Source organism: Halomonas ventosae (genome assembly GCF_004363555.1).
Lineage (GTDB): Bacteria > Pseudomonadota > Gammaproteobacteria > Pseudomonadales > Halomonadaceae > Halomonas > Halomonas ventosae.
The window spans coordinates 20,650-34,326 of sequence record NZ_SNZJ01000006.1; the positions used below are offsets into that span (position 1 = coordinate 20,650).

Below are 13,677 nucleotides of genomic sequence, written 5' to 3' on the forward strand. Positions count from 1 at the left end.
CCCTGTCAATGAATCTAGATCCCGACTATCAGGAGCCGCCGCCTCCCGGAACATTGGCTCGTCCCGACATCATTTCTGCCGGTACATTGCGACCTCCGGAGAAAGTCTGATCGAGGCTCATGCGTGATAGCTCCGGTTTCACCCACTCGCTTTTCCCGGCGGTCTCTTGAGTCACTTCCGGTGTCTGCTTCATCTCATGTCACTCCATCGTTGCCCTTAGCCTGCACTCGCCTGACCATTCCCCCGGCCATACGACTCCCCGAACAGCCGAACGCTATTTTCACAAGGATGCGTAAAGCTGTGTTAACTATCGTAACTCCGGGGCAGCCGGTCAACGCCTTTCGCCTAACGCTTAAGTCATAGTGAGAAAGCATGTGAAACCTGGTCATCAAGCAGATGGCATGTATCGCCGCCACAGATGCCAGGCCTGTGCCGCCGAACACAGCGAAATGAAATCAGAAAGTTGAGCATCATTCATGCCGCCACCGGGCGCCTGAGCCAGGCGTTCCCGAAACGCCGCCATGTCCAGCCACTCACAGGGCAGCTGAAACGCCTGCCGATCAGCGGCTGATGCCAGGAGTCGCCAACACTCCTCACGAATGGCCATGCGCTTCCTCTCGTTGGCGTTATCATTCTTGCCCAGGCCGGGAGGGAGGCGCTGGCCGATGGCATCGCGATAAAGCCGCCGAGGCTGCCCCTGTTCCCAGAGAAGCTCCGGAGGAAGCCCCAGGGTATAGTCCAGCAGGCGCCGGTCGGTGAGGGGGTAGCGATAGAGCAAGCCATACTCAGCCGACCAGTGTGCCCAGGTCGACATGCGGCTGCCCAGGTGCCCATGGTGCATCAGCAGGCACTGCATGCGTCCGGGGTCGGGATAGATTCGCCAGGCCGCCCTGCGTCGGATCGCGGCCTGAGGAAAGCGCTCGATCAACGCTTGGCGATACAGCGGCGTCGACCCTCCAGCATCGTCATAGGGTGAGTAGCGTTCGAAGAGCGCATCGGGAAGGCAAGGCACGACGCCCTGCTGCCAAAAGAAGCGCGCCATCTTGCGAGGGCGCCTAAGGCCCCCCGCCGCCTCCCGGGTCAGGCTCAGCAGCTTCCCCCACCGACCGCGCCTGAGCAGATAACCCGGGTAGCCTCGGATACCGAAGGTGGCCGACTCGTCCCCTCCCCATCCCGAGAGCATGACGCGCACATCCCGCTTCGCCGCCACACGCATCACGCCAAGCTCCTCGAAGACATCGACGGTGCCATCCACCGCCATGTCCCGCTCCAGATACGCCAGGAAGTCAGCCCCGGTGGTGGTGCCATAGTGGCACTCCAGCGTCTCCTGTCGACAGATCCGCGCGATGACCTCACGCTCGTCGCGTCGCCCGGCTCCCGGCAGGGGATATGGGGACGACACGGGCGGGGACCAGGTATAACAGCTATCGAGGCGACGACCCCGGTCCTGCATCAGTTGGCTGGCCAGGACCGTCACGCCACTCGAGTCGAGCCCACCGCTGAGGTGTGAGCCCACCCCTTCTGTAACGTCCAGGCGATCGCCCACCGCCTGCATCAGCAGCTCATGAAAGTGCTCGACGTAGTCCTCGCGACGAGCGTAACGCACGTTGGCAGCCTCCTCCGGGGACCAGTGCGTATCCAGGTTCGGCCCCTGCTGATCGACGCGCAGCACACGGCCGGGGGGCAGCGGGTAGACGTCACGAAAGAAGCTGATCTCATGGCAATCCCCCGGAGAGAGCAGGAAGGCGGCCACGCTTGACTCGTCGATCGCCGGGGAGAGGCCGGGCCAGGCCCGGAAGGCGCGTTGATCGGTGGCGAAGCAGAAGCGGTCGCCCTGCCGGAGGCAATAGAGGGGGCGCGCGCCGATATGGTCCCGAGCGCAGAGCAGCGAGCGGTCGCGGGCATCCCACAGCGCAAAGGCAAAGTCACCGACCAGCCGCCGGACACAGTCGGCCCCCCAGCGGCGATAGGCCAGCAGGATCAGCCGGCTGTCCGGAAGGGTGCCGCGACAGCGGCGCTCGATGCCCAACTGGTCACACAGCGCCTCGCGGTTGTCGAGGATCGCATCGGCCACGAGCACGAGCCCGTCTTCCTCAAGCGGCTGGCTCTCGAAGGCGGCGGCAGCTGTGATATCCAGCCGTTGATGGCCAAAGGCACAGCCATCGAGTAGCGTCGAGGATCGCCCGTGATTGCCATAGTGATCCAGCGCCGAGAGCGCCGCCTGGAACGCCTGGGGGTCGACCGGCGCCCCGTCGAGATGCACACAGCCAAGAATCGCACTCACCGTGCCTCACCTCGCGCCACGGGATTCGCATGGACGAAACAGGAGATCGGTGAATACGCCTCCCCGGTCTCGCCACCTAGCACGACGCCGGATCCGTGACAAATCCAGGCATGAGCCTTGAGCTTCAGGCGCTGGTCGGGTGCCCGTTCGGCCAGGGTGCCCAGTACCAGGCTGCTGGCGATACACCGCCGGCGCAGCATCCAGTGGGCCGCTATGGCGAGCATGAGGCAGGTCAGGCGCCCCCCCAGCCGGGCGTTTAACGACTCGATGCAGCGACAGATGGGCGCAACCCGGGGATCCTCGCCCTCCTCCACCACGGGCACGGCGTCGGCCGGCCGCTGCTCACCCAGCCAGGGGGACCAGAAGCGGAAGGGCAAGCCCCGGACCAGGCCCCAGGAAAGCAGGAGCCAGACAGCGGCTTCCAGATACAGCCGCTTCCTGGCCCAGGGTAACGCGATGAAACGCCGAAGGGTCTTCATGGTGCGCCTGCCGTCTCCGAGCAATCCTCAGCCATCAGCATGACCCAAGCCGGCGCAGCTGGCTACCGTGCCTCGAAGGCGGCCAGCACGGCGTCTCCCATCTCGGCAGTGGAGACGGTGCGCATACCCTCGGAGGCGATATCGGCGGTTCTCAGGCCATCGTCCAGCACCTGGCCCACCGCGTCCTCGATGCGTTGCGCCAGCGCCGGCTCATCCAGGGAATAGCGCAGCATCATGGCCACCGAGAGGATGGTGGCGAGCGGGTTGGCGATGCCCTGGCCGGCGATGTCCGGCGCGCTGCCGTGGCAGGGCTCGTACATGCCCTGGCCGCTTTCGTTGAGGGAGGCGGAAGGCAGCATGCCGATGGAGCCAGTCAGCATGGCGGCGGCATCCGAGAGGATATCGCCGAACATGTTGCCGGTGACCACGACGTCGAACTGCTTGGGGGCACGCACCAGCTGCATGGCGGCGTTGTCGACGTACATGTGGGAAAGCTCGACGTCCGGATACTCCGGCGCCAGGCGTTCCATCACCTCGCGCCACAGGATGGTGACCTCGAGCACGTTGGCCTTGTCGACGCTGCAGAGCTTCTTGCCACGCTTCTGCGCCATCTCGAAGGCCACGCGACCGATGCGCTCGATCTCGCTCTCGGAATAGACGTAGGTATTGAAGCCCACCCGCTCGCCGTCACGCTCCTCGATGCCGCGCGGCTGGCCGAAATAGATGCCGCCGGTGAGCTCACGCACGATCATGATATCCAGCCCGGCCACCAGCTCGGGCTTGAGGCTGGAGGCGTCGGCCAGCTGGGGATAGGTAATGGCCGGGCGCAGGTTGCCGAACAGGCCCAGTTGCTTGCGCACCCCCAGCAGCCCCTTTTCCGGGCGCTTGCTGAGATCTTCGATCTTGTCCCACTTGGGGCCGCCCACGGCACCCAGCAGGATGGCCCGGGCCGCCTTGGCCTTCTCGAGGGTCTCGGCGGGCAGCGGCTCACCGTGCACGTCGTAGGCGGCGCCACCCAGGAGCCCCTCCTCGACATCGACATCCAGGCCGCGGGCCTGGCATGCCGCCAGGATGCGGCTGGCCTGGGCGGTGATCTCGGGGCCGATGCCGTCACCCGGCAGTACCAGAATCTTCTGCGTCATTACTTGGTCCTTGTGCGACTACAGCCGGGTAACAAGGGCGCCGGGGGCAGGCCGAAGAGGAGGTCCTATGCCAGGGATGGCATCGGTAGCGTACAGGGAAGTATTCACAGCGCCTCCTCGAAGGCCTGCCGCCGGATCAGCCCGCATTCCCGGCGGCAAGGGTGTGTGAGGGTGTCAAGCCTGAGCGGCGTCGCGGAACAGCCAGGGCCGCGCCGCGCGATGCTTCGCCTCGAAGGCACGGATGGCGTCCTCGTCCTTCAGCGTAAGCCCGATGTCATCCAGGCCTTCCAGCAGGCAATGCTTGCGAAACTCGTCAACCTCGAATTCGAGGATCTCGCCGGAGGGCGTGATCACCCGCTGGTTCTCCAGGTCCACGTCGAGCCGGTAGCCCTCGTTCGCCTCGACCTCGGCGAACAGGCGGTCGACGGTCTCCTCGGGCAGGGTCACCAGCAGCAGGCCGTTCTTGAAGGCGTTGTTGTAGAAGATGTCGGCGAAGCTCGGGGCGATCACCACCCGGAAGCCGAAGTCCTCCAGGGCCCAGGGCGCGTGCTCGCGCGAGCTGCCGCAACCGAAGTTGCGACGCGCCAACAGCACGCTCGCCCCCTGGTAGCGCGGCTGATTCAGCACGAAATCGGGATTCTTCGGGCGCTGCGAAACATCCTGGCCGGGCTGTCCCTCGTCGAGGTAGCGCAGCTCATCGAAGAGGTTGACACCGAAGCCGGTGCGCTTGATCGACTTCAAGAACTGCTTGGGAATGATCAGGTCGGTGTCGACGTTGGCCCGATCGAGCGGTGCGACGAGGCCTTCGGTGCGTTCGAACTTCTTCATGATTCAGGCCTCCTCTGCCTGGGCATCGTCATTGGCGGCAAGCTGCCTCACATCCACGAAGTGGCCAGCGATGGCCGCGGCCGCCGCCATCGCCGGGCTGACCAGGTGGGTGCGCCCACCGAAACCCTGGCGACCCTCGAAGTTGCGGTTGGAAGTAGAAGCGCAGTGCTCGCCGGCACCCAACTTGTCGGCATTCATGGCCAGGCACATGGAACAGCCCGGCTCGCGCCATTCGAAGCCCGCCTCGATGAACACCTTGTCGAGGCCCTCCGCCTCGGCCTGTCGCTTCACCAGGCCGGAGCCCGGCACCACCATGGCCAGCTTGATGGAGTCGGCCACCTTCTTGCCGCGCGCCACCTTGGCCGCCTCACGCAGGTCCTCGATGCGCGAGTTGGTGCAGGAGCCGATGAACACCTTATCGAGGCGGATATCGGTGATCTTCTGCTTCGCTGCCAGCCCCATGTACTCGAGGGCACGGGTGTAGCCACGCTGCATGGTCTCGTCGCCGGCCTCGGCCGGATCCGGGACTTCTCCTGAGATACCGGTGACCATCTCGGGACTGGTGCCCCAGGAGACCTGCGGCTCGATCTCGGCGGCATCCAGGGTCACCACCTTGTCGAAGGCGGCGTCGGCATCGGAGACCAGGTTGCGCCAGTCGACCACCGCGGCGTCCCACTGCTCGCCCGTCGGGGCGTAGTGGCGGTCGCGCAGGTAGTCGATGGTGGTGTCGTCCACGGCGATCAGCCCGACCCTGGCCCCCGCCTCGATGGCCATGTTGCAGACGGTCATTCGGCCTTCCATGGAAAGCTCGCGGATGGCGCTGCCGGCGAACTCGATGGCATAGCCGGTACCCCCGGCGGTGCCGATCCGGCCGATGATCGCCAGCACGATATCCTTGGCGGTGACGCCGGTACCGAGTTCGCCCTCGACGCGCACCTGCATGTTCTTCATCTTCTGGGCCAGCAGGCATTGGGTGGCGAGCACATGCTCCACCTCGGAGGTGCCGATGCCGTGCGCCAGGGCCGCGAAGGCGCCGTGGGTGGCGGTATGGGAGTCGCCGCAGACCACGGTCATCCCCGGCAGGGTCGCGCCCTGCTCCGGGCCCACCACGTGGACGATGCCCTGGCGCGGGTCGTTGATCTTGTACTCCTCGATGCCGAACTCGACGCAGTTGTCGTCGAGGGTCTGCACCTGGATCAATGACACAGGGTCCTTGATGCCGGCGTTACCCTCGGCGCGCTCCTTGAGCGTGGTGGGCACGTTGTGGTCCGGGGTGGCCAGGTTGGCGTCGATGCGCCACGGCCTGCGCCCCGCCAGGCGCAGCCCTTCGAACGCCTGGGGCGAGGTCACCTCGTGGAGCAGTTGACGATCGATGTAGATCAGCGCGGTGCCGTCACCACGCTCCTTGACGAGGTGCTGCGACCACAGCTTGTCGTAGAGTGTCTGGCCTGCCATATCGTTTCTCCCCGGGCTCTTGGGCCCTTGATGTCCGGTCTCGAACCCAGTGTCCTGCGACTCGCCCATAAAATCAATTCATGTTATTTATGGATTGGATTCCTTTCAGGAATTCGAAATTCACGCCACTGGGGTGCCCATGGATACGCAGAGCCTGCAGGCCTTTCTCGCCGTGGCCGACAGCGGCAGCTTCTCCCGCGCCGCCGAACAGCTGCACCTGACCCAACCGGCGGTCAGCAAGCGCATCGCCGTGCTGGAGGGCCAGATCGATGCCCGCCTATTCGACCGTATCGGCCGGCGCGTGAGCCTCACCGAAGCCGGTCGGGTACTGCTGCCCCGGGCGCGACAGATCCTGGTGATGGTCGACGACAGCCGCCGGGCGCTGGGTAACCTCGAGGGCAGTGTCGCCGGCAGCCTGACGCTGGCCACCAGCCATCATATCGGCCTGCACCGCCTGCCCCCGCTGCTCCAGGCCTATACCCGCGAGCACCCCGAGGTGCGCCTCGACCTGCACTTCCTGGATTCCGAGCAGGCCTACCAGGGGGTGCTGGAGGGCGAGCTGGAGATAGCCGTGGTAACGCTCGCCCCCCAGCCCGACCCGCAGCTTCGGGTGGTACCGGTATGGATCGACCGGCTGTGCTTCGTCTCTGGCCACGACCACCCCCTCGCCGGCCATGGTCGCCTCGCCCTCCGGGAGCTGTGCGCCTTCGACGCGGTACTGCCCGGTCCGTTGACCTTCACCCGTGGTCTGGTCGAGTCACGCTTCGCCTCGGCCGGGCTGGAGCTGCCGGTGGCGCTCTCCACCAACTACCTGGAGACGCTGAAGATGATGACCGCCATCGGCCTGGGCTGGAGCCTGTTGCCGGAGCGCCTGGTGGCCGGTGACCTGCACGAGCTGGACGTCGATCACCCGCCCATCCATCGTCCGCTGGGCTATCTGGTGCATCGCAGCCGTACCCTCTCCAATCCTGCCCGGGCCATGCTGGCCCAGCTCGACGCCGCCCGCGAGCCGGCGGCCAGGGCGTGGCAGTGACGTTAGATTGGGCTGGATCTCAACGGGTTTTGTAGGAGCGGCGCTTGCGCTGCGATCCGTCGCGACGCGACGGCTGGGGCCTATTGCAAGCCACCCTCTCCAGGACAGACGCATCAGGCATTGTTTAGACTGCTCATCATTTACGCCAGGAACCCAATTCAGTGCCCGACAACGCAGCATCGCCGATAATCCCCCGCCACGCCCTGGCTGGCGGGCTGATCCTTGCCGGCCTGTTACTGCAGGTGATGCAGTTCACGAACCTTTTCCCGCTGGCGCATGCGGTGAGCTACTGCCTGTGGCTTGCCACGGCCCTGCTGTGGATCGACATCCCCCGACGCACCCGGCGCCAGGCGGGGATACTCGCCTGCCTTGGCCTGGGGCTGCTGGTACTGGCCCGCACCTGGCACGGCGCCATGATCGACTGGCCGGGCATCCTCGACGGCAATACCTACGTGGTCGCCATGCTGGTCGGGGTCAGCTTCATCGGCCTGATCGGCAACCGGCGCGGACGGTCACGCCCAGCGAGCAAAGCCTTGACCGGTGCCCGCGGCATGCTGGGTACCTGGCTTGGCGTGCACCTGCTCGGCTCGATCCTCAACCTCTCCACGGTGTTCATGGTCGGCGACCGCCTGGAGCGTCGCGCCCCGCTCTCCACCCCCCAGCTGCTCGGACTTAATCGCGGCCTCTCCAGCGCCGCCCTCTGGTCACCCTTCTTCGCCTCCATGGGGGTGGTGATGACCCTGGCCCCGGCGATGCACTACGCCACGATCCTCGCCTTCGGCCTGCCGCTGGCCATGGTGTCGGGCATGCTGACGGTCGGCGAGCTCTCGCGGCGCTTCGAGCTGGCCGACACCGCCGGCTTCTCGCTGTCGCCGCGCAGCCTGCTGATGCCGGTGAGCATGGCGGCCCTGGTGATGCTCTTTCACTACATCATCACGCCCAGGCTCTCCATCGTCAGCATCATCACCTTCCTGCTGCCGGGCGTGGCGCTACTCGCCAACCTCCCCTGCGGGCCGCGATGGACACTTCAACGGGTCCACCAGCACACCCTTACCCGGCTGCCAGCCATGCGCGGCGAGGTCTCGCTGTTCCTCTGTGCGGGACTGCTGACCCAGGGGCTTTCGAGCTTCATCACCGCCGCCACGGGCAGCACCTGGACGCTCTTTGCCCACTTCGGCCCGCTGGAGGCCGTCGCCAGCTTCCTGGCCATCGTCATCAGTGCCGTGGCCGGCCTGCATCCCATCATCGGTGTCTCCGTGCTCGCCTCGATGCTCGACCTGGACGCCGGCCGGCAGACCCTGTTCGCCTTCGTGGCCCTGGCCTCCTGGGCGGTGGGCACCAGCGTCGGCCCCCTCTCCGGCATCAACCTCTCGCTGCAGGGGCGCTACGGCGTCAGCGGGACACAGATGATGCGCCAGAACCTCGGCTATGCCGCGACCATGACGCTGCTGGTGGTGGGGGCCATTCTGGTGATGGAGGCAAGCCTTTAAGGCATTGGAGAGGCCGCCCTCTGGGAGCGGACGACTCGACCTACTTCGGCGCACGCACGAAGTAGCGATGGCCACACTGGTGACAGGGCTCGATACGGGCCACCCCCTCCAGCTCGACGATGGCATCGCAGTGTACGCAGGCCATGCGCCCCGGGGCGGCCATCTCGCCGGCGACATAGTCGGCGCGGGACGCCTCCAGGTCATCCTCGAGCTGTTCCCGCTCGATCACGCTGCGGTCGGCGATGGAGAGCAGCGACTCCACCACCTTGCGTGACAGCATGGAGAGGTCGATCCCCAGCCAGGTGGCCACGCTCTCGCCTCCAGCATTGAGATAGCGACGCATCTCCTTGAGGTCGCGCTCCACCCAGGCGCGCAGCAGCGACAGCTCGTCCTTGGTGAACTCCTCCAGCTCGGCCTCGAACTCCACCGCCTCGTCGAGCTCCTGCTGCAGGTTCTCCCAGGTGAGCTCGTCGGCCCCCTCGCGCAGCCGGTCGAGCATGCGCTCGTAGCCCTCGCGAAGGCGGTGTTCGTGGTGCGGGTCCTTGTGTTCGCTCATGCTGCTCTCCTCGAATCGCGATTGGGGCGTGCGGGCCCGGCAGCCCTGCCCCGTAGCCGCCGGGCGCTGTGCTGGGGTATCCTAGCGGCCAGCCAGTAATGCCATTTAGACGACATCCCGCCGGAAATTCAATGGTTTCGCGCCGCCACGGCGCCGGATCTTGACGCCGGACAAGGGCCGCTGACATGCGCAGCGCCACGCCGCTGCGCTCGACTTTCAAGGTACCCGAAGAGAGCGATGGACGCACAGTACAAGCCCCACGAGACCGAACGCGACGCCCAGCAGTACTGGGACGAGAACCAGTGCTTCAAGGCGGTGGAAGACGCCAGTCGCGAGAAGTTCTACTGCCTGTCGATGTTCCCCTACCCCAGCGGCAAGCTGCACATGGGGCATGTGCGCAACTACACCATCGGCGACGTGGTCTCCCGCTACCAGCGCATGCAGGGCAAGAACGTCATGCAGCCCATGGGCTGGGACGCCTTCGGCATGCCGGCGGAAAACGCCGCGATCCAGAACCGGGTACCGCCGGCCAAGTGGACCTACGACAACATCGATTACATGCGTCGCCAGCTCAAGGCTCTGGGTTTCGCCTACGACTGGAGCCGCGAGTTCGCCACCTGCGATGTCGACTACTACCGCTGGGAGCAGTGGTTCTTCACCAGGCTGGTGGAGAAGGAGCTGGTCTACAAGAAGATGTCCACCGTCAACTGGGACCCGGTGGACCAGACAGTGCTGGCCAACGAGCAGGTGATCGAGGGGCGCGGCTGGCGCTCCGGCGCCCTGGTGGAGCGAAAGGAGATCCCGCTGTGGTTCCTCAAGATCACCGACTACGCCGAGGAACTGCTGGCCGACCTGGACCGCATCGACTGGCCCGAGCAGGTCAAGACCATGCAGCGCAACTGGATCGGCAAGTCGCGCGGCGTCGAACTCACCTTTGACATCAAGCCCGCCGAGGGCGCCGGCCTCGAGGCCGTCGAGGGGCCGCTCGCGGTCTATACCACGCGCCCTGACACCCTGATGGGCGTCACCTACATGGCCGTGGCCGCCGACCATCCGCTGGCGAAGCAGGCCACCGAGCGCAACGAGGCGCTGGCCGACTTCTGCGCCGAGTGCGCCCGCGGCGGCACCTCGGAAGCCGAGCTGGCCACCCGCGAGAAGAAGGGCATGCCCACCGGCCACCTGGCCGTGCATCCCCTCACCGGTCGCGAGGTCCCGGTCTATGTGGCCAATTTCGTGCTCATGGAGTTCGGCACCGGGGCCGTCATGGCCGTGCCCGGCCACGACCAGCGCGACTGGGAGTTTGCCACCAAGTACGGCCTGCCCATCGAGGCGGTCATCGCCGACGAGAACGGCCAGGCGCCGGACCTCTCCCAGGGTGCCCATGACGACTACGGCGTGCTGATCAATTCCGGCGAGTTCGACGGCCTGACCTTCGAGGCGGCGTTTGATGTCATCGCCAAGCGCCTCGAGGAACTCGGCCGCGGCGAGGTGAAGACCAACTTCCGCCTGCGCGACTGGGGCGTGGCTCGCCAGCGCTACTGGGGTGCGCCGATCCCGGTGAAGTACGGCCCCGAGGGGCAGACCGTGCCGCTCACCGACGAGGAGTTGCCGGTGGCCCTGCCCATGGAGGTCACCGTCGACGCCACCGGCTCACCGCTCAAGCGCATGCCGGAGTTCTATGACCTCGGCGATGGCTGGACACGCGAGACCGATACCTTCGACACCTTCATGGAGTCCTCCTGGTACTTCGCACGCTTCTGCTGCGCTGACAACATGGACGCGATGCTCGATGAGCGGGTCGACTACTGGCTGCCGGTGGATCTGTACATCGGCGGCATCGAGCACGCCATCCTGCACCTGCTCTACGCCCGCTTCTTCACCAAGCTGATGCGTGACCTGGGGCTGGTGAAGAGCGACGAGCCTTTCCAGCGCCTGCTCACCCAGGGGATGGTGATCGCCGAGACCTACTGCCGCCCCACCGAGAACGGCGGCAAGGCGTGGTTCAACCCCGCCGACGTCGAGGTCAAGCGCGACGAGAAGGGACGTCCGGTCAGCGCCGTGCTGGCAAGCGACGGCCAGCCGGTGGAGATGGGCGGCATCGAGAAGATGTCCAAGTCCAAGAACAACGGCGTCGACCCGCAGTCCATGATCGACCGCTTCGGTGCCGACACCGTGCGCCTCTTCATGATGTTCGCCGCCCCGCCCGAGCAGTCCCTGGAGTGGTCCGACGCCGGCGTCGAGGGGGCCCATCGCTTCCTCAAGCGCCTGTGGCGCCTGGTCAGCGAGCACCTCGCGGCCGGCGAGCCCGCCACGCTCGATCTCGGCGCACTCGACGACGCGCAGCGAGAGCTGCGTCGCAAGACCCACGAGACCATCAAGAAGGCCGGTGACGACATCGGCCGGCGCACCACCTTCAACACCGCCATCGCGGCAGTGATGGAGCTGACCAACGCCCTCTCGAAGTTCGAGGATACCTCGCCCCAGGGCCTGGCCGTGACCCGTGAGGCAGTGGAAGCCTGCGTGCTGCTGCTCGCACCGATCACCCCCCACGCCTGCCACACGCTGTGGCTGGCGCTGGGCCATGACGAGCCCGCGATCGATGCCCGCTGGCCACAGGTCGATGAATCTGCCCTGGCGCGGGACACCATCGAGCTGGTGGTGCAGGTCAACGGCAAGCTGCGCGCGCGCATCGAGGTCGAGACCGCCGCGGAAAAAGCCGACATCGAGGCCCAGGCGCTGGCAGCGGAGAACGTGCAGCGCCACACCGATGGCAAGACGATCCGCAAGGTGATCGTGGTGCCCGGCAAGCTGGTCAATATCGTGGTGGGCTGAACGCCACACCCTGACACGGAGAGCCCCATGCAGCGCCGAACCCTACTGCAACTCGGCCTCGCCGCCGGCGCCTCCCTGGCGCTGGCCGGCTGCGGCTTTCGCCTGCGCGGCCTCGACCAGCCGGTAGTGGCCATCGATGCCCTGGCCCTGGAGCGTGCGGACAGCGAGCTGGCCCGGCAGGTCGCCCGCCGCCTGGAGAGTGCCGGCACCCGCATCGATGAGCAGGCAGACCTTATGCTCAACCTCGGCCAGGAAAGCTTCCGTGAACGACGCCTGAGCGTGCTCGACAGCGGGCCCCGCGATCTGGAGATGACGCTCGAGGTGCCCTTTTCGGTGCAGCGACGCGCCGACGGTGCCTACCTGCTCGACCAGCAGCGCCTGGAAGTCAGCGAGCGACTGACGGTCAACGATGACGAGCTGCTGGCCCAGGATGACCTGCGCGAGGCCACGCGCGAGCGGCTGCGAGAAGCGGCCGTGCGCCAGCTGATGGACCGCCTGCGGGCGCTGGACACGCCGTGAAAGTCTTCCCCGACAAGCTCGAGGATGCACTGACCCGTAAGCTCCCGCCGGTAGTGATCGTTGCCGGCGAGGAACCGCTGCAGCATATGGAGGCCTGCGACGCCGTTCGTGCCTCTGCTCGCCAGGCGGGGGTCGATGAGCGTGAGGTCCTGCATGTGGAGGCCAACTTCGCCTGGGGGCGCCTGACCGAGGCCGCGGCCAGCCTCTCGCTGTTCGCCACGCGACGTCTCATCGAGGTGCGCCTGAGCAGTGGCAAGCCCGGCCAGGAGGGCGCCAAGGCCCTTCGCGACTACGCCGAGTCCCTCAAGGGCAGCGATGATGTCCTGCTGCTCTCCACCGGCAAGCTGGACTATCGCGAACAGAAGAGCGCCTGGTTCAAGGCCCTGGACAAGCTCGGGCTCTTCGTCCCGGTCTGGCCGGTGGATCCCTCACGACTGGGCTTCTGGCTGCGTGACCGGGCCTCCCGCCACGGCCTCTCCCTTGACCTCGATGCCGCCCGGCTGCTCGGCGAGCGCACCGAAGGCAACCTGCTCGCCGCCGACCAGGAACTGCAGAAGCTGGCCCTGACGCTGCCGGCCGGCGCGCGGGTCGGCCCCCGGGAAGTCGCCGGCGGCGTGGAGGACAGCGCCCGCTATGACGTCTTCACCCTGATGGACGCCTGTCTCAAGGGCGAGCGGGCCCGGGTCACACGGATCATGGCCGGCCTGCGCGGCGAGGGGGTGGAGGCGCCCATCGTGCTCTGGGCCCTGTCCCGGGAGCTTCGCATCCTGCTCTCCCTCCAGCAGCACCTCGACCAGGGCCAGAGCCTGGAACACGCCTGCAAGGCCCAGAAGCCGCCGATCTTCGAGAAGCGCCGCCCCGCCTACCAGCAGGCCCTCGCCCGCCTGCCGCTCAAGCGGCTGCATAAGCTGCTGCTCTTCGCCCAGCGCCTGGACCTGGCGATCAAGGGGGGCAGCAGCGTACCCCTGTGGGATGGCCTCCATGACCTGGCCCTGACACTGGCCGGTGGTCGCGGCCTGCTGGCCGAGTTGCCCTCCTCCTACCGCATCGGCTGACCTG

The 13,677-nt window shown here is 66.5% G+C and carries 12 protein-coding genes; 5 read left to right on the forward strand and 7 right to left on the reverse strand.

The window, feature by feature from the left end; all coding sequences use genetic code 11:
- Positions 1-28: 28 nt before the first annotated feature.
- From DFP85_RS18890 to leuC, 6 genes are all read right to left on the reverse strand, one after another.
- A complete protein-coding gene (locus DFP85_RS18890) occupies positions 29-193 on the reverse strand; it encodes a hypothetical protein (protein WP_166644614.1) in 165 nt (54 codons plus the stop codon).
- 195 nt (positions 194-388) lie between these two features.
- Positions 389-2,284, reverse strand: coding sequence for an asparagine synthetase B family protein (locus tag DFP85_RS06445; protein WP_133635487.1), 1,896 nt, complete (start codon positions 2,282-2,284; stop codon positions 389-391).
- Positions 2,281-2,763, reverse strand: a complete 483-nt coding sequence (locus DFP85_RS06450; protein ID WP_133635488.1) for a lasso peptide biosynthesis B2 protein — start codon at positions 2,761-2,763, stop codon at positions 2,281-2,283. The genes DFP85_RS06445 and DFP85_RS06450 overlap by 4 nt, the downstream gene beginning before the upstream one ends.
- A 62-nt stretch (positions 2,764-2,825) precedes the next feature.
- Positions 2,826-3,905 (reverse strand): 3-isopropylmalate dehydrogenase, encoded by a 1,080-nt coding sequence (gene leuB, locus DFP85_RS06455; protein WP_133635489.1) that lies wholly within the window; start codon positions 3,903-3,905, stop codon positions 2,826-2,828.
- A 174-nt stretch (positions 3,906-4,079) separates the two neighbouring features.
- Positions 4,080-4,733 carry a 3-isopropylmalate dehydratase small subunit gene (gene leuD, locus DFP85_RS06460; protein WP_133635490.1) on the reverse strand — a complete coding sequence of 218 codons (654 nt, stop codon included), beginning with the start codon at positions 4,731-4,733 and terminating at the stop codon, positions 4,080-4,082.
- 3 nt (positions 4,734-4,736) lie between these two features.
- On the reverse strand, positions 4,737-6,188 hold the full coding sequence (gene leuC / locus DFP85_RS06465) for a 3-isopropylmalate dehydratase large subunit (RefSeq protein ID WP_133635491.1): 1,452 nt from the start codon (positions 6,186-6,188) through the stop codon (positions 4,737-4,739).
- Positions 6,189-6,327: 139 nt separating this feature from the next.
- Between leuC and DFP85_RS06470 the strand changes: the two genes are divergently transcribed.
- Both DFP85_RS06470 and DFP85_RS06475 read left to right on the forward strand, forming a co-directional pair.
- Positions 6,328-7,221 carry a LysR family transcriptional regulator gene (locus DFP85_RS06470; RefSeq protein ID WP_133635492.1) on the forward strand — a complete coding sequence of 298 codons (894 nt, stop codon included), beginning with the start codon at positions 6,328-6,330 and terminating at the stop codon, positions 7,219-7,221.
- 245 nt (positions 7,222-7,466) lie between these two features.
- Positions 7,467-8,711 (forward strand): hypothetical protein, encoded by a 1,245-nt coding sequence (locus tag DFP85_RS06475; RefSeq protein ID WP_243737231.1) that lies wholly within the window; start codon positions 7,467-7,469, stop codon positions 8,709-8,711.
- Positions 8,712-8,751: 40 nt separating this feature from the next.
- Here the strand turns inward: DFP85_RS06475 and DFP85_RS06480 are convergent, their stop codons facing one another.
- A complete protein-coding gene (locus DFP85_RS06480) occupies positions 8,752-9,267 on the reverse strand; it encodes a zinc ribbon-containing protein (protein ID WP_133635493.1) in 516 nt (171 codons plus the stop codon).
- A 237-nt stretch (positions 9,268-9,504) separates the two neighbouring features.
- Between DFP85_RS06480 and leuS the strand changes: the two genes are divergently transcribed.
- The 3 genes from leuS to holA are packed head-to-tail and all read left to right on the forward strand — an operon-like array spanning position 9,505 to position 13,673.
- Entirely contained in the window at positions 9,505-12,099 is a 2,595-nt protein-coding gene (gene leuS, locus DFP85_RS06485) for a leucine--tRNA ligase (protein WP_133635494.1), read from the forward strand.
- A 27-nt stretch (positions 12,100-12,126) separates the two neighbouring features.
- Entirely contained in the window at positions 12,127-12,618 is a 492-nt protein-coding gene (locus DFP85_RS06490) for an LPS-assembly lipoprotein LptE (RefSeq protein ID WP_133635495.1), read from the forward strand.
- Entirely contained in the window at positions 12,615-13,673 is a 1,059-nt protein-coding gene (holA, locus tag DFP85_RS06495; RefSeq protein WP_133635496.1) for a DNA polymerase III subunit delta, read from the forward strand. The genes DFP85_RS06490 and holA overlap by 4 nt, the downstream gene beginning before the upstream one ends.
- Positions 13,674-13,677 lie beyond the last annotated feature (4 nt).

Bases quoted from the DNA above. Each gene is read 5' to 3' on its own strand.
- DFP85_RS18890 (WP_166644614.1), bottom strand. From the start codon at position 193: ATGAAGCAGACACCGGAAGTGACTCAAGAGACCGCCGGGAAAAGCGAG.
- DFP85_RS06450 (WP_133635488.1), bottom strand. From the start codon at position 2,763: ATGAAGACCCTTCGGCGTTTCATCGCGTTACCCTGGGCCAGGAAGCGG.
- leuB (WP_133635489.1), bottom strand. From the start codon at position 3,905: ATGACGCAGAAGATTCTGGTACTGCCGGGTGACGGCATCGGCCCCGAG.
- leuD (WP_133635490.1), bottom strand. From the start codon at position 4,733: ATGAAGAAGTTCGAACGCACCGAAGGCCTCGTCGCACCGCTCGATCGG.
- leuC (WP_133635491.1), bottom strand. From the start codon at position 6,188: ATGGCAGGCCAGACACTCTACGACAAGCTGTGGTCGCAGCACCTCGTC.
- DFP85_RS06470 (WP_133635492.1), top strand. From the start codon at position 6,328: ATGGATACGCAGAGCCTGCAGGCCTTTCTCGCCGTGGCCGACAGCGGC.
- DFP85_RS06475 (WP_243737231.1), top strand. From the start codon at position 7,467: ATGCAGTTCACGAACCTTTTCCCGCTGGCGCATGCGGTGAGCTACTGC.
- DFP85_RS06480 (WP_133635493.1), bottom strand. From the start codon at position 9,267: ATGAGCGAACACAAGGACCCGCACCACGAACACCGCCTTCGCGAGGGC.
- leuS (WP_133635494.1), top strand. From the start codon at position 9,505: ATGGACGCACAGTACAAGCCCCACGAGACCGAACGCGACGCCCAGCAG.
- DFP85_RS06490 (WP_133635495.1), top strand. From the start codon at position 12,127: ATGCAGCGCCGAACCCTACTGCAACTCGGCCTCGCCGCCGGCGCCTCC.